Below are 21,016 nucleotides of genomic sequence, written 5' to 3'. Positions count from 1 at the left end.
GGCGTCAGGTCTCAGCGCAGCACTTGCAGGAGCTGCTCCAGGCCGCCTGCGTTGATCGCCACCATGGCCTGCTCGCGCACCTTGGGCTTGGCATGGAAAGCCACGGAAAGACCAGCGGCGCCCATCATCGGCAGATCGTTGGCGCCGTCGCCCACGGCGATGCATTGCTCGGGCGTCGCGCCGATTTCGGCAGCGCATTGCACGAGCATGCGGCGCTTCTCCTCGCCGTCGCAGATGTCGCCCCAGGCCTGCATCATGAGAGCGCCGGTCAGCTTGCCGTCGATGATTTCCAGCTCGTTGCTGCGCACGTAATCCATGCCCAGCTCCGCCGCGACGAATCGGGTGAAGAAGGTGAAGCCGCCGGAGACCAGCACCAGCTTGAGCCCCGCAGCCTTCAGGGCCGCGCAGAGCTCGCGCGCCCCCGGATTGAACTGCAGTCGCTCTCGCAGCACCTGGTCCAGCGCCGAGGCCGGCACGCCCTTGAGCAAGGCCAAACGGCGGCGCAGGCTCTCCTTGAAATCCGTGATCTCGCCACGCATCGCGGCTTCGGTGATGGCGGCGACTGCTTCCTTCTTGCCGGCCACTGCCGCGATCTCGTCGATGCACTCGATGCTGATCAGCGTCGAGTCCATGTCGAAGGCGGCGAGCCTGAAGTTGGCGAGCTTCAGCGGCGGCGTGAAGCGCTGGATCACGAGGTCTTGGTTCATGCTTGTTTGGTCGGTTGGCCGAGGAGGCGCAGGATTTCCCGGATCGCCTGGGCGCGGTCCTTCGGATCGCTGAGCGACTTCTCGATGCGCAGCTTGTCGTTGCCCACCAGCTTGATGTTGCGGTTCTTCTGCACCAGTTCGATCACGCGCATCGCGTCGATGGGCGGGTTGGGGCGGAAGCTGATGTTCATCAGCGCCGGGCCGGCGTCGATCTTCTGCACGCCATAGGGCTTGGCCAGCACGCGCAGGCGGTGGGTGTCAAAGAGGGTCTGGCCTTGCGCGGGCAGTTTGCCGAAGCGGTCGGTGATCTCTTCCAGCATCGCGTCGATCTGCTCGGGCTTGTCGGCCGTGGCCAGGCGCTTGTAGAGCGAGAGCCGCACATGCACGTCGCCGCAATAGGCGTCAGGCAGCAGGGCCGGTGCATGCAGATTGATCTCGGTGGTGGCCGACAGCGGCGACAGCAGATCGGGCTCGCGGCCCGCCTTCAGGGAGCGCACGGCTTCGGAGAGCATGTCGTTGTAGAGCTGGAAGCCGACCTCCATCATGTTGCCGCTCTGGTTCTCGCCCAGCACCTCGCCGGCGCCGCGGATCTCCAGGTCGTGCATCGCGAGGTAGAAGCCAGAGCCCAGCTCTTCCATCTGCTGGATCGCTTCCAGCCGCTGTGCCGCCTGCTTGGTCAGCCCCTGGATGTCGGGCACCATCAGGTAGGCATAGGCCTGGTGGTGAGAGCGGCCGACACGGCCGCGCAGCTGGTGCAATTGCGCCAGGCCGAACTTGTCGGCGCGGCTGATCACGATGGTGTTGGCCGTCGGCACGTCGATGCCGGTCTCGATGATGGTGGAGCACAGCAGCACGTTGTGCTTGCCACCGACGAACTCGCGCATCACCCGCTCCAGCTCGCGTTCGGGCATCTGGCCATGGGCCACCACGATGCGGGCTTCGGGCAGCAGCTCCTCGAGCTTTTGCTTGCGGTTCTCGATGGTCTCGACCTCGTTGTGCAGGAAGTAGACCTGGCCGCCACGCTTCAACTCGCGCAGCACGGCCTCGCGGATCGTGCCGCTGCTCTCGGCGCGCACAAAGGTCTTGATCGCCAGGCGGCGCTGCGGCGCGGTGGCGATGACCGAGAGGTCGCGCAGACCTTCAAGCGCCATGCCCAGCGTGCGAGGAATGGGGGTGGCGGTCAGCGTCAGCACGTCCACCTCGGAGCGCATCGCCTTCATGGCCTCCTTGTGGCGAACGCCGAAGCGGTGCTCCTCGTCGATCACCAAGAGGCCCAGGCGCGCGAACTTCACATCGCTGGACAGGAGCTTGTGCGTGCCGATGACGATATCTATCGTGCCGTCGGCCAGGCCTTCCATCGCGGCCTTGATTTCCTTGGCCGAGCGGAAGCGGCTCATCTCGGCGACCTTGATCGGCCACTTGCCGAAGCGGTCCGAGATGTTCTGGAAATGCTGCTCGGCCAGCAGCGTGGTTGGCGCCAGCACGGCGACCTGCTTGCCGCCCATCACGGCCACGAAGGCGGCACGCAGGGCGACCTCGGTCTTGCCGAAGCCCACGTCGCCGCAGACCAGGCGGTCCATGGGTTTCGGGGAAATCATGTCCTGGATCACCGCATGGATCGCGGCGCGCTGGTCCGGCGTTTCCTCGAAGCCGAAGCTGGCGGCGAAGGCCTCGTAGTCGTGGCCCGAATAGCGGAAGGCATGGCCTTCGCGGGCGGCGCGGCGGGCATACAGATTGAGCAGCTCGGCGGCGGTGTCGCGCACCTGCTCGGCGGCCTTGCGCTTGGCCTTTTCCCACTGGCCCGAACCCAGCCTGTGCAGCGGTGCTTCTTCCGGAGACACGCCGGTGTAGCGGCTGATCAGGTGCAGTTGTGCCACCGGCACATAGAGCGTGGCCTTGTCGGCGTATTCCAGGTGCAGGAACTCGGAAGCACCTTCGCCGATGTCGATATTGATCAGGCCCTGGTAGCGACCGATGCCGTGGTTCACATGCACGACCGGGTCGCCGACCTTGAGCTCCGAGAGGTCCTTGATCAGTGCATTGACGTCGCTGACCTGCTCCTGCTTTCTGCGTCGCCGCGTTGTCGGCGTGGTCGCGAAGAGCTCGGTCTCGGTGAAGAGCTGCCATTCGCGGCCCTCTTCACGCCAGAAGAAACCGGCCGCCAGCGGCGCGGCCATGATGGCGAACTTCTCTTTGGAGGATGCGAACTCGGCGAAGTCCTTGACCGAGGGCGGATCAATCTTGTTGTCGCGCAGCAGCTCCAGCAGGCTTTCGCGGCGTCCTTCGCTCTCGGCCAGCAGCAGCACGCGATGCGAGGTGGATTTCAGGTGCGAGGCCAGGCGGGCCAGCGGCTCCTGGGCCCCGCGTTCGACCGACACATCGGGCAGCGGCCGGGCGTACTCCACCGGCTCGGTGCCTCGCACGGCGAGCACCGGGTGCGGATGGGTGAGCGAGAAGAACTCTTCTGGCTTCAGGTAGATCTCTTCCGGCGGCAGGATGGGCCGCTCGGGGTCATGCTGCAGGAAGCGATGGCGCTCGCGCGTGTCGGTCCAGAAGCGGTTCAGGCTTTCGTCGATCTCGCCATGCAGGGCCACGGCACAGGCCTCGCCCAGGTAGTCGAAGATCGTTGCGCACTGCTCGAAGAAGATCGGCAGGAAGTACTCGATGCCGCCGGTGGCCAGGCCCTGGTCGATGTCCTTGTAGATGCGCGACCTGGTCGGGTCGCCGTCCATCTTCTCGCGCCAGCGCGCCCTGAAGGCCTTGCGCGCCGCCTCGTCCATCGGGAATTCGCGGCCGGGCAGGAGCTGCACTTCGGGCACGGGGTAGAGGCTGCGCTGGGTGTCGGGGTCGAAGGTGCGGATCGAATCGACCTCGTCGCCGAACAGGTCCACGCGGTAGGGCACCGGTGAACCCATGGGGAACAGGTCGATCAGGCCGCCCCGCACGGCGTATTCGCCCGGTGACACCACCTGCGACACATGGCTGTAGCCGCCCAGCGTCAATTGCGACTTCAGAGAGGCTTCGTCCAGCCGCTGCTTCAGCTTGAAGTTGAAGGTGGTGGCGGCGAGAAAGCTGGTCGGCGCGAGGCGCGTGAGTGCCGTGCTCGCCGGCATCAGTACGACATCGACATCGCGCTGATCAATTGCCTTGCCCTGCGCTTGCAGGACGCGCCACAAGGTGGCCAGCCGCTCGGAAATCAGGTCCTGGTGCGGGCTGAAAGTGTCGTAGGGCAGGGTTTCCCAGTCGGGAAAGACGGCCACGCGCAACTCGGGCGCGAAGACCTTCAGCTCATCTTCCAGCCGCTGCGTGTCGCCCGGCTCGGCGGTGACGATGACCGCGAGCCGGCCCGCCGCTCGTTGCTGCGCGCAAAAGCGAGCCAGCAGCAAGGCGTCAGCGGACCCTGTCGGGCGGGGTTGGGAGAACTTCTTGCCGGGGGCGATCAGGGGCAGCTGCATGACGGGCGCACAAATGAGTTCAGCCCCGAGACGGGGCCTGGGCTCATTGTAGGGACCGGGGCCGGGGGCTGCCGATATGATCCGGCCGACTTGTCTGAACACGAACGGAGCTTTCGCCGATGCGCACCCTGCTTGCCACCCTCACGCTCGCGACGCTGGGCCATGCCGCCCTGGCCCAGACCGGCCAGGCCAGCCCTGCCAGTGAAGGCGATCGCTTCAAGCAATGGCTGGACAGCAGCTGGGAGCAGACGCTCAAGCGCTCGCCCATCCTCGCCACCTCGCTGGGCGACAGCCGCTACAACGACCAGATGCCCGACACGACCAGCGCAGCCTGGCGCGCCGAAAGCAAGGCCCATCTCGAATCGCAGCTGAAGGCCTTGAAGGCTTTCAAGCGCGAGGCGCTCGACTCGAAGGACAAGCTCTCGCTGGCCATCATGCAGCGCAACCTGGAAGAGGGCCTGGCTGGCACGCGCTTCCCGGACTGGATGCAGCCCTTGAACCAGTTCGGCAGCACGCCGGGCTTCCTGGCCCAGCTGGGCTCGGGGCGCTCGATCCAGCCCTTCAAGGCAACGAAGGACTACGAAGACTGGATGAAGCGCCTGGGTCGGTCCGTGCCGATCTTCGACGGCATGATCGCCAATATGCGCACCGGCATGGCCAAGGGCGTGACCCAGCCGCGCCCGGTGATGGAAAAGGTGATTCCGCAGCTGGCCGCACTGATCAAGGACGAGCCAGAGCAGACGCTGTTCTGGAGCCCCTTCAAGAGCTTCCCCGATGCCGTGCCCGCCGCAGACAGGGAGCGCCTGAGCGGGCAGATGCGCGTGCTCCTGAAGGACCAGGTCATCCCGGCCTACAAGCGCCTGCATGCCTTCGTGCGCGACGAGTACCTGGCCAAGAGCCGCACCAGCACAGCCTGGTCCGAGCTGCCTGACGGCAAGGCCTGGTATGCCTACCGCGTGGCCGGCAGCACGACCACGAGCCTTTCGCCCGACGAGATCCACGAGATGGGCCTGAAGGAAGTGGCTCGCATCCTCGGCGAGATGGATGCGGTGCGCCGTCAGGTCAAGTTCGAGGGTGACCTGAAGGCCTTCTTTGTCCATCTGCAGGACGACCCGCGCTATTACTACACCAAGCCGGAAGACCTGCTGGCCGGCTACCGCGAGCTGCAGAAGAAGATCAATGCGCTGACGCCCAAGCTCTTCGACATCGCGCCCAAGGCCGACTATGAAGTGCGCGAGGTCGAGGCCTTCCGCGCGCAGAGCGCAGCCGGTGCTTCATACCAATCGCCTTCGGCCGATGGCTCACGGCCCGGCGTGTTCTATGTCAACACCTTCAACCTGAAGGCCCAGCCCATCTTTGGCATGGAGACGCTGTCGCTGCACGAGGCATCGCCGGGCCATCACTTCCAGGTCGCCATTGCGCAGGAAGACAAGGAGCTGCCCAAGTTCCGCCGCTTCGGCACGGCGTACACGGCCTATGTCGAAGGCTGGGCGCTTTATGCCGAGAGCCTGGGCAAGGAGCTGGGCCTCTTCACCGACCCGTACCAGTGGTATGGCCGCCTGTCGGACGAACAGCTGCGCGCGATGCGCCTGGTCGTGGACACCGGCCTGCATCACAAGGGCTGGAGCCGCCAGAAGGCCATCGACTACATGCTGGCTAACTCCTCGATGGCCGAGAGCGATGTGGTGGCCGAGGTTGAGCGCTACATCGTGATGCCGGCCCAGGCCCTGGGCTACAAGATCGGCCAGTTCGAGATCAGCAAGCTGCGCCGCGAAGCAGAAGGCGCCCTCGGCGCGCGCTTCGACATCAAGGCCTTCCACCGCCTGATCCTGACTTCCGGCCAGGTGCCGATGAGCGTGCTCGGCGAGCTGGTGCGTGACTGGGTCAAGGCACAGAAGCCCTGAGCCGAGTGCATTCCAGGCTGCGCTTGATGCAGCCTGTCGCAGCCCGCTGGGCCGGGCGGGCGCGTCTCCCTACAGTGCAATCCATCGACAACGCATTGCTTGGGAGATCCGCCATGAACAAGCTCTTCACCACCGCACCGACCCTGCTGATCAGCGCCGCCTGCCTGTTCTGCGCGCCGGCACATGCCGACAACAAGGGCTTCAAGGCCGGCGCCGAATTCCGTGAAGATGCCTCCCTGGTCGAGATCGGCCTGCCCGCCTACCCGGGCGCGGTGGCGCAGCAGGATCGCGAGCAGGACAAGGCGGCCCTGACGCTGGGCCTGTGGGGCGGTGCCTTTGGCTTCAAGCTGCAAGTGCGCAAGTTCATGAGCTCGGACGACATCGGCGCGATCAGCGACTTCTACGTCAAGGCGCTGTCACAGCACGGGAAGGTGCTGGACTGCTCGAAGGCACCGCCGCGCGCCAAGCGCGAAGGCAAGTCCGAGGACAAGACCTTGAGTTGCTCCGACGAGGAGCGCCAGGCTGGCAAGCGGGTCTACAAGGTCGGCGTCGACAACATGAACTTCCGCCTGGTCTCGCTGCAGCAAGTCGGCAATGCCGTGAACTTCCAGATGGTGCGCGTGCAGATCAAGGGCGATTGAGCTTCAGTCGGATCGGCTGCGGCGTGGCGCTGCTTCGCGCGCGCAGCTGACCGCAGCCACCGTCCACGTCCTGGCCGGCCGAGTCGCGCAGCTTGGTCAGCACGCCGCGACTGTGCAGCTCGGCGGCAATGCTGCGGGCACGCTCCCAGCTCGGACGGCGATAGTCCAGATCGGGAATCTGGTTGTAGGGAATCATGTTGAGCAGGCCCCGCTTGCCCTTGAGCAGCCGCACGATGCCATCCAGCTCTTCCGGCCCGTCGTTGACACCCTCGATCAGCGTCCACTGGTACTGGATCGGATAGCCGCTGAAGCGCGCATAGCGCTCGCCGGCCTCGACGATGTCTTCCGGGCTCAGGCGGGGCGCACGCGGCAGCAGCTCCTTGCGCAGCTCGGCCTTGCTGGTGTGCAGAGAGAGCGCCAGCGCGGGCTTGACCGGCCCGACGTCCGGCCCGTGCAGGCGCTCGAACACCCGCGGGTCGCCGACGGTGGAGAGCACCAGGTTCTTGTGCCCGATGCCGCCTTCGATGCCCAGCAGCGCGATGGCCTCCATCACGTTCTCAAGGTTGTGGGCCGGCTCGCCCATGCCCATGAAGACGACTTTCTTGACCGGCCGCAGGCGCCGCGCCAGCACCACTTGCGCAACGATCTCGGCCGAGGTCACCTGGCGGATCAGGCCTTCGCGCCCGGTCATGCAGAAGGTGCAGCCCACGGCGCAGCCGACCTGGCTCGAGACGCAGAGGCCGTCGCGCGGCAGCAGCACGCTCTCAACCATTTGGCCGTCGCTCAGGCCGACCAGCAAACGGGCCGAGCCGTCTTCGCCGGGATGCTCGGACACCACGCGGGCGAGCGCAGCAAGTTCCGCGTCGATGGCAGGCAAGGCCTCGCGCAGCGCCAGCGGCAGGAAATGCTCGGGCCGGCGCCGGCCGCTGTCATGCGGCTTGGCCTGTACCCAGTCGCGCAGCACGCGCTGCTCATGCTTTGGCAGCGCACCGAGGGCGCGCAGGCGCTGGCGAAGGTCGGAAATCAGCATGGAGTCAGGTGGGCGCGGCCGGGCGGGCAGTGTAGCGGCCCGGCCTGGCTCACTCCGGCCGCAGGCAGCGCCGCACCAGGCCAGGCAGCTCTTCCAGCGTGTTCTGTTTCTGCAGCACGCCACAGACGCCGATGGCCTGCGCACCGGCCAGCAGCTCGTCGTTGATGTAGCCCGAGGTGATCAGCAAGGGCATGCCAGGCCGCAGGCGGGCCGCGGCTGCTGCCACTTCCAGGCCCGACATATCCGGCATGTTGAAGTCGGTGATGAAGAGCTGCACGTCGCAACCGGGCCGGTCCAGCGCGGCCAGCGCTTCGCTCGCTTCCTGGTAGCACGTGACTTCATAGCCACAGCGCTTGAGCAGGCGCTCCACCATCAAGAGCATCACCTCGTCGTCGTCAAGGTAGAGCACATTGCCCTGGCCCGCCTCGTCCTGCAGGCTTTGCAGCGAGCCGGGGCTGAGGCTGTCTTGCGGAGCGTCGGCCAGTGGCAGATAGAGGTGGAAGGTGGTGCCCACGCCCACCCGGCTGTCCACCGTGATGGCACCATGGTGCGCGGCGACGATGCCGTGCACGACAGCCAGCCCGAGGCCCGTGCCCTGGCCCACCGGCTTGGTGGTGAAGAAGGGCTCGAAGATGCGGGCGAGCAGCTCGTCAGACATGCCGACACCGCTGTCGCCCACCCACAGGTGCACGTAGTCGCCATGGGGCAGCCGCGCCAGCCGCGGCTCGGCCTGTTCATCCAGCTGCATGCGTGCGTAGCCCACGCTGAGCCGCCCAGTGCTGCCGCTCAGCGCATGCCAGCCATTGGTGCAGAGGTTCATCAGCACCTGCTGCAGCTGCGTGGCGTCGGCCTCCAGGCTCAGGGCTTCCTCGCTGAGCCGCAGGTCCAGCGCCACGCGGGCGGGCAGGGTGGCGCGCAGCAGGCTCAAGGATTCCTCGACGATGGGCCGCAGCGGCTGCACCAGCATCTGGTGCGGCTGGCGGCGGCTGAAGGCCAGGATCTGCTGCACCAGGCTGCGGGCCCGCAAGGCGGCCTTGTTGATCTCGTCGAGGAAGGTGCGCGCGGGATGCTCGGCCGCCACGTCCTGGCGAGCCATGCCGACGTTGCCGAGGATGGCGGCCAGGATGTTGTTGAAATCGTGCGCAATGCCGCCGGCCAGGGTGCCGATCGCCTCCATCTTCTGGGCCTCGCGCAGTTGCTGCTCCAGCTGGCTCAGCCGCGCCTGCGCCTGGCGCTGCTCGGTTTCATCCACCGCCGAGAAGATGGCAATCCGGCCTTCCTCGCTCTCGAACACCTGGACCGAGACCCGGCAGTCCATCCGCTGGCCGTGCTTGTTCACCAGCCTGGCCGGGTAGTGGCTCAGATGGCCGTCGGTGGTGATGCGCTCGAGATAGGGCTGGCGGTCCGCATAGTCGGCCCAGACACCCAGCTCGGCCGGCGTGCGGCCGATGAACTCCTCGGCCGTGTAGCGGAACAGCGCCAGCATGCCTTCGTTGGCGGCAATGATGCGGTCGTCGCGCAGGCGCACCAGCGACATCGGCACCGGCGAATGCAGGAAGACATTGCCGAACTTGGCTTCGCTGCGCTTGAGCGACGTGCGCGAGCTGTTCAGGCTCCGGATATGCCAGAGCAGGAAGAAGCTCAAGAGCGCGACAAAGGCCATGATGGCCAGCGAGAACACAGCCCGGTCGCGGCTGCGGATCTGCCAGGGCGCCAGCACGTCGTCGAGCTCACGCGCATACACGGCCGTGACCGGAAAGCCGGCCACCTTCTTGTAGAAATACAAGCGCGGCACCTGCTGCTGGCCGCTGAGAAAGCTGTCGTCCTCGAACGAGCCCTCGGCCGGCAGTTGGCGCAGCCGCTGCTGCGCTGCCGAGGCGGAGATGTCGGTGCCGACCTCACCCGCCAGCTCAGGGGCCCGCACGATCAGGTGGCCAGTGTCGGAGACCAGGGCCACCAGGGCATTGCTGTCCTTGGCGATCGGCACATAGAACTTGCTGAAGTAGGAGACGCTGACGTCGGTGCTCAGGAGGCCCAGGTGGCGGCCGTCGCTGCTGGCGAAATTGCGCGCCAGCGGCAGGATCATTTCGCCGTCATAGAAGCGCGCAAAGGGTCGGCCCAGCACCGGCTCGCGCTGCGTCGGCTGGCTCAGGAGCAGCGGAATATAGGTGCGGTCGTCAGCATCGGTCTGGTAGGCCGGATAGTCGATCGAGCTGACCGCGGCCACGCCCTGGAGGTTGACGAACTGGAAAGAGGTGAGGATGCGGTTGAGCGGCTGGGCGTCGGTCAGCACCTGGCGCACCAGCACATCGTCGGCCGGCTTCGCTCCACGCGCCACATCCACCGCGCGGGCCAGCGCGTCGATATTGCCGGCCGCGTCGCTGAGGATCTGCTTGGCATGCTCTTCCAGCAGGCGCACCGCGGTCAGGCCGTGCTCGCGCTCGGCGCTGAGGGTCAGCGCCTTGTCCTGGCGGATGGCGAGCCAGGTCTGGGCCAGGATGGCGAGCAGCGTCAGGGCGACGAAGAAGAGCAGCACCTGGCTGGCACCGCGCGAGGTTTCAGCAAGGCGTTTCAGGTGCTCGGCGAGTTTTCGCATGGGCGCGAAGCTTGTCCTAGCGGTAGATGCCCGTGCCCAGGCACAGGTTCGGTATGCCAGGGACGCGTTCGACATAACCCCGCTTGGGCTCCACCACCTTGGTGACGGGATGCGGCCATTTGTAGTTCACCCAGCCCTTGCCGGCCGGCGTGGAATAGCAGACGCGCACCATGTCGCGGATCAGGTAGACGCCGTCCATGTCGCGCATCTCGATCATCACCTTGCCGCGGATCTTCGGGTTCTTGCCATGGATGATCTGGAAGCCATCGGGGGCCAGGCTGTACAGATAGAGGTCACCATGCGGGTTGATGGCACTCTTGCTGTTGAAGGGGCTGTCGAGCCGGTTGAACTCGGCAGCGGCCTTGTCCAGGCCATGCATCTTCAGGTAGTCCTGGGCCTTGGCCATCAGCCGGAGCGCCTCGGCTTCGCCGGAGCGCTCCAGGCACTGCGCGGGGCTGGCTACCATAGCCAGCAGCAGGCCGCAAAGAGCTCGGTGGGCTTGGGTCATGGCGGGTATCGGTGTGCGGACTGGATGCGGGGTCAGCATACTCCGCCGAGGTGCCTGCTTAGAATCCGCGCATGACAAATCTCAGCCCGGCAACACCGGGACTAGCCTTTGCGCTGGTGCCTGCGGCCGGAATCGGCGAGCGCTCCGGCGCCGACCGTCCCAAGCAGTATGTGGAGGTGGCCGGGCGGCCCCTGATGGCCCACACGCTGGCGGCCTTGCTGGCCGTGCCTGCACTCAGCGCCACTCTGGTCGTGCTCTCGCCCGAAGACAGCCACTTCGAAAAGGCCCTGCCTGAGTTTCACGGAGACCGCGCCTGGCTGGCCCGCTGCGGTGGCGCCACACGCGCAGCGACCGTGGCGGCGGGCCTTGACGAGCTGATGGCTCGCGGCGCCAGGGCGCAGGACTGGGTGCTGGTGCATGACGCTGCGCGCTGCCTTCTGCGGCCTGAGTGGGTGCAGCAGTTGATCGCGGCCTGCGCCGACGAGGCGGTGGGTGGCCTGTTGGCGCTGCCCCTGGCAGACACGCTGAAGGAGGCGCACCAGGGCCGGTCGCGCAGCACATTGGACCGGCGTGGCAAATGGGCCGCGCAGACGCCGCAGATGTTTCGCATCGGCATGCTGCGTGAGGCGCTGGCGCTGGCGGGCGCTGCGGTCACCGACGAAGCCAGCGCCATCGAGGCGCTGGGTCACGAGCCCTTGCTGGTCGAGGCCAGCCTGGAGAATTTCAAAGTCACCTGGCCGGCGGATTTCGCGCTGGCCGAGCGCTTGCTGAGGAGCCGCTAGGAATGAAACCCCCACGCTCACTTCGTGAGCTGCCCCCCGAGGGGGCGCACAGCCTCCTAGAGGCGGCTCGTCGGAGGCTGAAATGAACATTCGTATCGGCGAAGGCTGGGACACGCATGCCTTGGTCACCGGCCGCCCGCTGATCCTGGGCGGCGTCACCATCCCGCACACCCATGGCCTCCTGGGTCATTCCGATGCCGACGCGCTGGCGCATGCCATCACCGACGCGCTGCTCGGTGCTGCGGCGCTAGGCGATATCGGCAAGCTCTTTCCCGACACCGCCGCCGAGTTCAAGGGCGCCGATTCCATGGTCCTGCTGGCCGAGGCCTACAAGCGGGTGCGCGCGGCCGGCTGGCAGATCGGCAATCTCGACTCGACCATCATTGCGCAGGCGCCCAAGATGGCGCCTCACATCATGGCCATGCGCACGCGCCTGGCCGAGGTGCTGGGCATCGAGCTGGGCCAGGTCAATGTGAAGGCCAAGACGGCCGAGAAGATGGGGCCGGTCGGCGAGGGCCGCGCCATTGAGGCGCGGGCCGTCTGCCTGCTGCTGCCGCTGCCGGCCTGAAGCCCCGGCTAGGAGGCCTGGCGCAGCTTGATCAGCGTCAGCAGGCCGCCGCCTTCGGCATTGGCCAGCTCGAGCTTGGCGCCGATGCGCTGCAGCGACTTGTCGACGATGGCCAGGCCCAGGCCCGCGCCTGTGGCCGCCGTGCGCGCCGCGTCGCCGCGGTAGAAGGGCGTGGTCAGGCTGGCCAGCTTGTCGGGTGGCACGCCAGGGCCGTGGTCGCGCAGGCGCAGCAGCACGTGGCCGGCTTCGGCGGGCAGGCAGTCCACCTCCACCTGGGTCGGCTCGCCGGCCTGGTTGCCGTAGCGGCGCGCGTTCTCGAACAGGTTCAGGAGCACGCGGCCCAGCTCGGTTTCATCGGCCCAGACCTTGATGTGCTGCGGCACATCGGCGCTGATGCGGATCTGCGTCGGATCCCGAAAGGCGATGGCCTCGCGCTCGACCAGCTCGGCCAGGTTGATTGCATGCAGCTTGGTCTCGTTGGGCCGCGCGTAGTCCATGAACTTGCTGATGATGGCGTCGAGCTGGTCGATGTCCTGCGCCATGAACTGGCGCGCCTGCTCATCGTTGACGCTCATCTCGGCCTCCAGCCGCAGCCGCGCCAGCGGCGTGCGCAGGTCGTGCGATATGCCGGCCAGCATCACGGTGCGGTCTTCCTCCATGCGCGCCAGTTCGCGGGCCATGCGGTTGAAGCCCATATTGACTTCGCGGATCTCGCTGGTCAGCGTGGTTTCGTCCAGGCGCGAGTCGTACTCGCCTTCGCGGATACGGCCAGCGGCCACCGAGAGCTCGCGCAAGGGCTGGTTGATCAGCCGCGCGATGCCTGCTGAACCGAGGGCCGTGGCCACCAGCGCAATCAGGGCCCACCAGCCGTTGCCGCTCAGCGAGACCGACAGCGGCGTTGGGCTGGTGCGCAGCCAGTAGGCATCGCCGTCGATGCTGAAGCGCACCCACAGGCCGTCGACCTTGTTGACCTCGCGTGCCACCACGGTGTCCGGCCCCAGCCGGCCGCGCAGCTCGGCCGCCAGCCGGGTCGAGAAGGCGTTGACGTCGTAGGGCAGCCAGCGGTCGCCCGGCTCGGCCACCTCGACCTGCACCGCCTCGCTGCGGCTCAGCGACTTGACCACGGCCACGCGGTTGATGCTGTCGGCATCGGCCAGCGCCGCGCGGCTCAGGTTGACCAGGCCGGCCAGTTGCTGCGCGGCTTCCAGTGCGCGCGGCTCCGCCTCCAGCGCCTTGAAGGTCTGCTGCCAGGCCAGCACGCTGCCGATCAGCAGCAATGCAAGCAGAGCAAAGGTGCGCCAGAAAAGATTGAGCGCGAGTCTGGGCTGGGTCATTCCCTAGGGAGCCGCGTCAGGCAGCACCATCGGGCACGAACACATAGCCCACGCCCCAGACGGTCTGGATGTAGCGCGGTTGCGATGGGTCGTCTTCCAGCAGCTTGCGCAGGCGCGAGACCTGCACGTCGAGGCTGCGGTCAAAAGGCTCGAACTCTCGGCCCCGGGCCAGCTGCGCGAGCTTGTCGCGCGACAGCGGCTGGCGCGGATGGCGCACCAGCGCCTTCAGCATCGAGAACTCGCCGGTGGTCAGCGGCAACTGCTCGCCGTTCTTGCTCAGCTTGCGCAGGCCGAGATCGAACTCGAAGGGGCCGAAGTTCACCGTCATCGCCTCCTTGGTCGGCGCGCCGGGCGCCTCCATGGCCGGGCGGCGGCGCAGCACCGCATTGATGCGGGCCAGCAGTTCGCGCGGGTTGAAGGGCTTGGCCAGGTAGTCGTCGGCGCCCACTTCCAGGCCGACGATTCGGTCCACATCCTCGACCTTGGCGGTCAGCATGATGATGGGCGTCATGTCGTTGTTGGCGCGCAGGCGGCGGCAGATCGAGAGGCCGTCCTCGCCCGGCAGCATCAGGTCGAGCACGATCAGGTCGAAGGTTTCGCGGGTCAGCTGCTTGTTCAGCGCGCGGCTGTCTTCGGCCAGCAGCACATCGAAGCCTTCCTGGGTCAGGTAGCGGCGCAGCAGGTCGCGGATGCGCGCGTCGTCATCGACGACCAGGATCTTGTTGGGCTTGCTCGTTGTGGCGTTCATGGCGACCGCTCCTGAATTTGTAACAGCCGCATTGTTACCAGGATTTGGGCAGCGGCAAGCAGGACAGGGCCGGCGTTACAGCCCTGTAACAATTCCGATGCCCCGGGGCGCGCTATCGTCTGGGCTTCCAGATGGAGGACCCGATGAAGACCATTCTCAAGCGCACAGCTGCCCTGACCTTGTTCGCACTGGCCGCCGCCGGCAGCCAGGCCCAGACGATCGAGGCGCCGCGCCGCGACCTGCTGTCCTTCAGCGTCAGCGCCAGCACCGAAGTGCCCCTGGATGTGCTCAGCCTGGCTTTTTCGACCAGCCGCGAGGGCAGCGATGCCAATGCCGTGCAGTCCCAGCTCAAGGCCGCACTGGAGGCGGCCCTGACCGAGGCTCGCAAGGTGGCCAAGCCAGGCCAGCTCGATGTGCAGACCGGCAATTTCGCGCTCTACCCGCGTTACTCACCCAAGGGCGGCATCAACGGCTGGCAGGGCTCGGCCGAGCTCCTGGTGGAGGGCAAGGACACGGTGGCGGTGGCCGCGCTGAGCGGCCGCATCACCACGATGAACATCTCTCGCACAGGCTTCCAGCTCTCGCGCGAGGCGCGCGGCAAGGCCGAGGCGCAGGTGGTGGGTGACGCGATCCACCGATTCCGCAGCCAGGCGGCCGACTACGCGCGCCAGTTCGGCTATGCCGGCTATTCGATCGGCGAGGTCAGTGTCAACACCAGCGAAGCGATGCAGGCAGTGCCGATGTTGCGGGCCAAGGCCATGGCTGCGCCGGCCATGGACGTGGCGCTTCCCATCGAGAGTGGCCGCACCACGGTCAGCGTGTCGGTCAGTGGCTCGGTGTTGATGAAGATGGTCAACAAGTGAAAGCCGGCGAAGCTGCGCAACAATGCGCTCACTATGTTGAGGACTGACCAAATGAACGAGATGCACCGCAATGCCGCCGAAGACAAGGCTGCCAAGCCCGAAGCCACCGACAAGCTCGAGGAGCAGCTGAGCTTCAAGTCGCGCTTCGTGATGGTGTTCGGCGAGATCGACGACAAGATGGCGCACGCCACCTGCCGCCGCCTGCTGGCCCTGGCCGCTGACTCCGACGCGCCGATCACGCTGCTGATTTCCTCGCCGGGCGGCCATGTGGAATCGGGCGACGCGATCCACGACATGATCCGCTTCATCAAGGCGCCGGTCACCACGCTGGGCACCGGCTGGGTGGCCAGTGCCGGCGCACACATCTTCCTGGCGCCGCCGAAGGAGCGCCGCCTGTGCCTGCCCAACACCCGCTTCATGATCCACCAGCCGGCCGGCGGCGCCGGCGGCCAGGCCAGCGACATCGCCATCATGGCCCGCGAGATCATCAAGACCCGCGAGCGCATTGCCGGCGTGATCGCCAAGCAGACCGGCAAACCGCTGGACACGGTGATCGCCGACATGGAACGCGACTACTGGATGAGCGCGGACGAAGCGATCAGCTACGGCATCGTTTCGCGCGTCATCGAAAAGCAATCGGAGCTGAACTAATTGCTATTGCGCGGTCCAGCCGCCGTCCAGGCTCCAGGCCTGGCCGCGGACGTTCGATGCGGCGTCTGAGCACAGGAAGACCGCGAGTTCACCGAGCTGCTCGGGCGTCGTGAATTGCAGCGAAGGCTGCTTCTCGGCCAGCAGGCGGCGCTTCGCTTCGGCGTCATCGACGCCGTCTGCCGCGGCGCGTGCGTCCACCTGCTTCTGCACCAGCGGGGTGAGCACCCAGCCAGGGCAGATGGCGTTGACGGTCACGCCGGTCGTGGCTGTTTCCAGGGCCACGGCCTTGGTGAAGCCGACGATGCCGTGCTTGGCCGCCACATAGGCCGACTTTTGTGCCGAGGCCACCAGGCCGTGCACCGAGGCGATATTGAGCACCCGACCCCAGCCGCGCTTCTTCATGCCGGGCAGGGCCAGGCGCGTGGTGTGGAAGGCCGAGCTGAGGTTGATGGCGATGATCGCGTCCCAGCGTTCCACCGGGAAGTCTTCCACCGGCGCCACATGCTGGATGCCGGCGTTGTTGACCAGGATGTCGCAGCCGCCGAACTCGCCGTCGATGTAGGCCATCATGGCTTCGATCTCGGCGGCCTTGCTCATGTCGGCGCCGTGGTAGCCGACCTTGACGCCCAGCCTGGCCACTTCTGCCTTGGGCGCTTCATGGTCGCCGAAGCCGTTCAGCACGATATTGGCGCCTTGCCGGGCCAGTGTCAGCGCGATTCCGAGGCCGATACCGCTGGTGGAGCCGGTGACGAGGGCGGTCTTGCCTTTCAACAACATGGGAAGTCCTTCTTGGCTTGCTAGGATGGTCGAGACGAAAGCGTGAAGTCGCAAGGATACAAACAATGTCAGCCCCCACCCTGAATCGCGTGCAATGCCTGAGCCCGGCCGGGCTGCATCACATGGCCTATTGGGAGTGGGAGGGGCCGAAGCCGGATGCGCCGGTGCTGATCTGCGTTCATGGCCTCTCGCGCCAGGGCCGGGACTTCGACCTGCTGGCCCGCGTGTTGCAGACGCAGTACCGCGTGATCTGCCCCGACGTGGTCGGGCGCGGCAATTCAGACTGGCTGAGCAACCCAAAGCTTTACCAGATCCCGACCTATGTGTCGGACATGGTCACCTTGATCGCGCGGCTCAATGTCGAGCAGGTCGACTGGATCGGTACCTCGATGGGGGGCCTGATCGGCCTGGGCCTCGCGGCCCAGCGCAACAGCCCGGTGCGCCGCCTCGTGCTCAATGACGTGGGGCCGACCATTGAGTTCTCGTCCTTGCAGCGCATTGCCCAGTACCTCGGCAAGGGGCCGACCTTTGCCACGCTGGAGGAGGGCGCCGACTACCTGCGCCGCGTCTCGGTGGGCTTCGGCCCGCACACGCGGGAGGCCTGGCTGGCCTTGTCCACGCCGATGTTCCGCCAGGCGGGCGAGCGGCTGCGCCTGCATTACGACCCGTCGATTGCCGTCACGCTGGCCGACGTCACGCGCGAGCAGGTGGCCGCGGGCGAGGCGGGCCTCTGGGCCGCCTGGGATGCCCTGCGTGCGCCGACGCTGCTCTTGCGCGGCGCAGAATCCGACCTGCTGTCAGCTTCCACCGCAGACGCCATGACCCAGCGCGGCCCGCATGCCGAGCTGGTCGAGTTTGCCGGCGTTGGTCATGCCCCCACCTTGCAGGCGCCCGAACAGGTCGCCGCCATTTCGAAGTTCCTGTTCCGCGGATGAAGACAGCTCCCCAGGGCGGCCCCTCGGCGCCCATTGTTGCCCTGGCCTCGGCGCAACCGGCCGATGCGGCCGAAGTGCAGCGCGCGCGCGCCTTTGCCGAGCCCCTCCTGAGCGGCCAGCCGCTCGACACCGGCGAAGAAGCGCTGGCCCATGCCGACGGCGTGGCCGCCATCCTCGCCGGCATCGGCGCGGCTCCGGCGCTTCAGGCCGCGTCCTACCTCGTGTATGCCGGTGACTTCCTGAACAAGCCCGAAGAGATCGTCGCCAAGGCCTTTGGAGAGTCCTATGCCAGCCTGGTGATGCACACGCGCAAGCTGGTGCAGATCCAGCGCGCCGCGCGTGCCGCCAAGGTGGGTGAAGACCAGCGCGCCACGCAGACCGAACGCGTTCGCAAGATGCTGCTGGCCTTCTCGCATGACCTGCGCGTGGTGCTCTTGCGCCTGGCCTCGCGCTTGCAGACATTGCGCTACTTCGCTGCCAGCAAGACGGCCTGCCCGCGCGACCTGGCCGCCGAGTCTCAGCAGGTGTTCGCGCCCCTGGCCAACCGGCTGGGCATCTGGCAGATCAAATGGGAGCTCGAAGACCTGTCGTTCCGCTTCCTGCAGCCGGAGGACTACCGAAGCATTGCCGGTGCGCTGCAAGAGAAGCGCGTCGAGCGCGAGCAGCGCATCGAATCGGTCCGGCAGACGCTCGAGAGCGACCTGCGCGAGCAGGGCATTGCCGCGGAGGTGCAGGGGCGGCCCAAGCATCTCTACAGCATCTGGAAAAAGATGCAGGGCAAGGGCCTGGACATCGAGCGTGTCTTCGACCTGCGCGCGCTGCGCGTGATCGTGGCGGGCGTGCCCGAGTGCTATGCGGTGCTGAGCCGGCTGCATGAGCTCTACCGGCCCGTGGCAGGCGAGTTCGACGACTACATCGCGCGCCCCAAGCCCAATGGCTATCAATCGCTGCACACCGTGGTGCTCGGCCGGGACGGCAAGGCCATGGAAGTGCAGATCCGCACCCGCGCAATGCATGAGCATGCCGAGCATGGCGTGGCCGCGCATTGGGCCTACAAGGAAGCGGGCGCGCGCGGCTATGCGGGCGTCTCGGCAGCGGGCGACTTTGAAGAGCAGGTGGCACAGGCGCGCCGTGCGGTCCTGCACCAGCTGCTGGCATGGGAGCGCGATACCACGGCCTCCGAGGCGGCCGTGTTCGACGACCGCATCTATGTGTTCACGCCGCAGGCCTCCATCGTCGAGCTGAGCGCGGGTGCAACGCCCATCGACTTCGCCTATGCGGTGCACACCAGCCTCGGCCATCGCTGCCGGGGCGCCAAGATCGATGGCGTGATGGTGCCGCTCAATACCAAGCTCAAGAGCGGCCAGACGGTGGAGATCACCGCACTGAAGGAAGGCGGGCCCTCGCTCGACTGGCTCAACGCCGAGCTCGGCTATCTGCAGAGCCAGCGCTCTCGCGCCAAGGTGCGCGCCTGGTTCAATGCGCTGCAGCAGGCAGAGACGGTGGCCAAGGGCCGCGAGCTGGTCGAGAAGATCCTGCAGCGCGAAGGCAAGACCGCGGTCCGCCTCGAAGACCTGGCCGCCAAGCTCGGCTTCAAGAATGCGGATGCACTGTTCGAGGTGGTCGGCAAGGACGAGTACTCGCTTCGCAATATCGAGCTGCTGCTGCGCCCGCCCGAACCCGAGCCCGATCAGGACGAATGGCTGGCGCAGCGCCGCACGCGACCCACGCAAAGCGGCACACCCAAGGGCGGCGTGCTGGTGGTCGGTATCGATTCATTGCTTACCAGCCTCGCGCGCTGCTGCCGGCCCGCGCCGCCGGACGCCATCGGCGGCTACGTCACGCGCGGCAAGGGCGTGGCCATCCATCGTTGCGACTGCAGCAACTTCCGCGAGATCAGCCAGCGCGCGCCCGAGCGCGTGATCGCCGTGACCTGGGGCGAAGGCAAGGGCGGGCTCTATGCGACTGACGTGCTCGTCGAGGGCAGCGACAGGCAGGGCCTGCTGCGTGATGTGCTGGAGGTCTTCGCCAAGGAGAAGCTCAACGTCACGGCAGTGAACACGCAGTCGGTGAAAGCAGGTCAGGACACCGCCTGGATGAGCTTCACCGTCGAGGTGGCCGACTCCGCCAGGCTGAGCCAGATCCTGCGCAGCGTCGCGCAGATTCCGGGCGTGCGCGCGGCACGGCGCAAGTGAGCTTCTGAAGGCGTTTGCTTCAAGGTTCCTGGAAGTCCTGAAAATCCATGCTATAGTGCGAAGCTCTTCAGGCGCGTAGCTCAGTTGGTTAGAGCACCACCTTGACATGGTGGGGGTCGTTGGTTCGAATCCAATCGCGCCTACCAAATTCGGTAGGTTAAGAAGCCCGGTAAGTCTTTGATTTACCGGGCTTTTTGCATTGCTCACCTCATCCTTGCTGCTGGCGGCGCCAGGCCGCGGGGCTCTGGCCGGTCCAGCGCTCGAAGGCGCGGACGAAGCTGCGCGGGTCGCTGAACTGCAGCTCCTCGGCCACGGCGCTGGTAGGCAGGCCGCGCCTGAGCAAATGCTCGGCGCGAACGCGTTGCTGCTGCTCAGCGAGCTCGGAGTAGCGGATGCCCTCGCGCGCCAGTGCGCGGTGCAGGGTGCGCAGGCTCAGTCCCATTGAATCGGCAACGGCGGACAGGCTGCGCAAACGGCCCTGGCTGTCAAAGAGTTGCTCGCGCAGGTCGCCGCGCCCATCGATCAAGCCCAGTGCGGCCAGCTCGCGTTCGCAGGCCTGGCGCGAAATTTCGGCGCTGCTGCGGTTGTGGAACGACAGGCGCAAATCCAGCGCGGCCGAATCAAACACCATGCGGCTCTGCGCTTGACCGAAACGCACCGGCGCATCGAACAGATCAGCCAGTCCGCTGGCCAGGCTCGGCGCTTCGAAGGCCAGTTCCAGCCGCTTGATCAGCCGCCGACCCGGAGGCAGGCCGAGGATCTGGCGAATCGCGTTGAGCGCCGTGGCCAGGTGGTCGATGGCCAGGAAGGGCTGCATCTCCGGATCGTCGAACAGGGCGTCGGCCACGATCCAGGCCTCGCGCTCGTTCTGCTCCAGCTGCACCTGCAGCATCGAGCCGGCGATCAGCTGGTAACGCGTGCCGAAGCGCAGCGCCTCGCCAAGTGTGGCCTGCGACATCAGGCCCAGGCTCATCGCGCCCATGTGCGGCAGCGCCTTGCGCGCACCCGAAAGCAGGGCCAGCTCCAGGCCCCGGTGACGGCGCAGCGCCTGTTGCAGGCTCTCTCTTGCCTCGACATAGCTGCAGTAGGGCGCGCGCTCGGCGGCCATGTGCTGGCGCTGAAAGCTGGGGAAAAGCTTGGCGTCGGCCCAGTCCTGCTCTTCGGCCACGGCCAGCACACCGGCGAACGGATGTACCGGGAAGACCGGGTCGTGAATGCTGGGTTTGCGGGTTTGCCCGGATGGGGCGAGCCCTGGTGTGGCAGTCGTTGTCATGGGCTCTGTCAGCGCCGGTCATAGCCGGTGATGCCGCACCTGAGCACCA

At 66.7% G+C, this 21,016-nt stretch carries 17 protein-coding genes and 1 tRNA gene; 9 read left to right on the top strand and 9 right to left on the bottom strand.

The window, feature by feature from the left end:
- Positions 1–11: 11 nt before the first annotated feature.
- Positions 12–707, bottom strand: coding sequence for a phosphoserine phosphatase SerB (serB, locus tag V3596_RS02520; RefSeq protein WP_334276015.1), 696 nt, complete (start codon positions 705–707; stop codon positions 12–14).
- A complete protein-coding gene (mfd, locus tag V3596_RS02515) occupies positions 704–4,162 on the bottom strand; it encodes a transcription-repair coupling factor (protein WP_334276014.1) in 3,459 nt (1,152 codons plus the stop codon). Before mfd ends, serB begins: the two co-directional genes overlap by 4 nt.
- A 119-nt stretch (positions 4,163–4,281) precedes the next feature.
- Between mfd and V3596_RS02510 the strand changes: the two genes are divergently transcribed.
- Positions 4,282–6,066 carry a DUF885 domain-containing protein gene (locus V3596_RS02510; RefSeq protein ID WP_334276013.1) on the top strand — a complete coding sequence of 595 codons (1,785 nt, stop codon included), beginning with the start codon at positions 4,282–4,284 and terminating at the stop codon, positions 6,064–6,066.
- Positions 6,067–6,179: 113 nt separating this feature from the next.
- The gene (locus V3596_RS02505) at positions 6,180–6,707 is read left to right on the top strand and encodes a hypothetical protein (protein WP_334276012.1); all 528 of its coding nucleotides are present in this window, start codon (positions 6,180–6,182) and stop codon (positions 6,705–6,707) included.
- On the opposite strand, the gene V3596_RS02500 is transcribed toward V3596_RS02505, so the two are convergent.
- Genes V3596_RS02500 through V3596_RS02490 form a run of 3 tightly spaced genes read right to left on the bottom strand, consistent with a single transcriptional unit; the run spans position 6,694 to position 10,841 of the window.
- Positions 6,694–7,737 carry an RNA methyltransferase gene (locus tag V3596_RS02500; protein WP_334276011.1) on the bottom strand — a complete coding sequence of 348 codons (1,044 nt, stop codon included), beginning with the start codon at positions 7,735–7,737 and terminating at the stop codon, positions 6,694–6,696. The two genes, V3596_RS02505 and V3596_RS02500, sit on opposite strands and share 14 nt — an antisense overlap.
- A gap of 49 nt (positions 7,738–7,786) precedes the next feature.
- Positions 7,787–10,333 (bottom strand): ATP-binding protein, encoded by a 2,547-nt coding sequence (locus V3596_RS02495; RefSeq protein WP_334276010.1) that lies wholly within the window; start codon positions 10,331–10,333, stop codon positions 7,787–7,789.
- Positions 10,334–10,349: 16 nt separating this feature from the next.
- Positions 10,350–10,841, bottom strand: coding sequence for a cache domain-containing protein (locus V3596_RS02490; RefSeq protein WP_334276009.1), 492 nt, complete (start codon positions 10,839–10,841; stop codon positions 10,350–10,352).
- A gap of 71 nt (positions 10,842–10,912) precedes the next feature.
- On the opposite strand from V3596_RS02490, the gene ispD reads away from it, so the two are divergent.
- Together ispD and ispF are read left to right on the top strand one after the other, a co-directional pair.
- Positions 10,913–11,623, top strand: coding sequence for a 2-C-methyl-D-erythritol 4-phosphate cytidylyltransferase (gene ispD / locus V3596_RS02485; RefSeq protein WP_334276008.1), 711 nt, complete (start codon positions 10,913–10,915; stop codon positions 11,621–11,623).
- A gap of 82 nt (positions 11,624–11,705) precedes the next feature.
- The gene (gene ispF, locus V3596_RS02480) at positions 11,706–12,191 is read left to right on the top strand and encodes a 2-C-methyl-D-erythritol 2,4-cyclodiphosphate synthase (protein WP_334276007.1); all 486 of its coding nucleotides are present in this window, start codon (positions 11,706–11,708) and stop codon (positions 12,189–12,191) included.
- A gap of 8 nt (positions 12,192–12,199) precedes the next feature.
- Here ispF and V3596_RS02475 read toward each other — a convergent pair whose 3' ends face one another.
- Positions 12,200–13,525: an ATP-binding protein gene (locus V3596_RS02475; protein ID WP_334276006.1), complete on the bottom strand. Its 1,326-nt coding sequence runs from the start codon at positions 13,523–13,525 to the stop codon at positions 12,200–12,202.
- Positions 13,526–13,541: 16 nt separating this feature from the next.
- Positions 13,542–14,273 carry an osmolarity response regulator transcription factor OmpR gene (gene ompR, locus V3596_RS02470; protein ID WP_334276005.1) on the bottom strand — a complete coding sequence of 244 codons (732 nt, stop codon included), beginning with the start codon at positions 14,271–14,273 and terminating at the stop codon, positions 13,542–13,544.
- 143 nt (positions 14,274–14,416) lie between these two features.
- Here ompR and V3596_RS02465 point away from each other — a divergent pair, with 143 nt between their 5' ends.
- The gene (locus V3596_RS02465; protein WP_334276004.1) at positions 14,417–15,136 is read left to right on the top strand and encodes an SIMPL domain-containing protein; all 720 of its coding nucleotides are present in this window, start codon (positions 14,417–14,419) and stop codon (positions 15,134–15,136) included.
- Between the two features lie 51 nt (positions 15,137–15,187).
- Entirely contained in the window at positions 15,188–15,787 is a 600-nt protein-coding gene (locus tag V3596_RS02460) for an ATP-dependent Clp protease proteolytic subunit (protein ID WP_334276003.1), read from the top strand.
- Between the two features lie 3 nt (positions 15,788–15,790).
- Here the strand turns inward: V3596_RS02460 and V3596_RS02455 are convergent, their stop codons facing one another.
- Positions 15,791–16,561 (bottom strand): 3-hydroxybutyrate dehydrogenase, encoded by a 771-nt coding sequence (locus V3596_RS02455; protein WP_334276476.1) that lies wholly within the window; start codon positions 16,559–16,561, stop codon positions 15,791–15,793.
- A 68-nt stretch (positions 16,562–16,629) separates the two neighbouring features.
- Here V3596_RS02455 and V3596_RS02450 point away from each other — a divergent pair, with 68 nt between their 5' ends.
- The 3 genes from V3596_RS02450 to V3596_RS02440 all read left to right on the top strand — a co-directional run bounded on the left by V3596_RS02450 (position 16,630) and on the right by V3596_RS02440 (position 19,840).
- Entirely contained in the window at positions 16,630–17,499 is an 870-nt protein-coding gene (locus V3596_RS02450) for an alpha/beta fold hydrolase (RefSeq protein WP_334276002.1), read from the top strand.
- A complete protein-coding gene (locus tag V3596_RS02445; RefSeq protein ID WP_334276001.1) occupies positions 17,496–19,694 on the top strand; it encodes a RelA/SpoT family protein in 2,199 nt (732 codons plus the stop codon). The genes V3596_RS02450 and V3596_RS02445 overlap by 4 nt, the downstream gene beginning before the upstream one ends.
- Positions 19,695–19,763: 69 nt before the next feature.
- Positions 19,764–19,840 (top strand) — tRNA-Val (locus V3596_RS02440).
- Positions 19,841–19,902: 62 nt separating this feature from the next.
- On the opposite strand, the gene V3596_RS02435 is transcribed toward V3596_RS02440, so the two are convergent.
- Complete coding sequence (locus V3596_RS02435; RefSeq protein WP_334276000.1) at positions 19,903–20,967, bottom strand: AraC family transcriptional regulator; 1,065 nt, start codon at positions 20,965–20,967, stop codon at positions 19,903–19,905.
- Positions 20,968–21,016 lie beyond the last annotated feature (49 nt).

The organism is Roseateles microcysteis (assembly GCF_036880965.1).
Taxonomy (GTDB): Bacteria; Pseudomonadota; Gammaproteobacteria; order Burkholderiales; family Burkholderiaceae_C; genus JAUASW01.
This window is presented reverse-complemented; position numbering and strand designations above follow the sequence as displayed.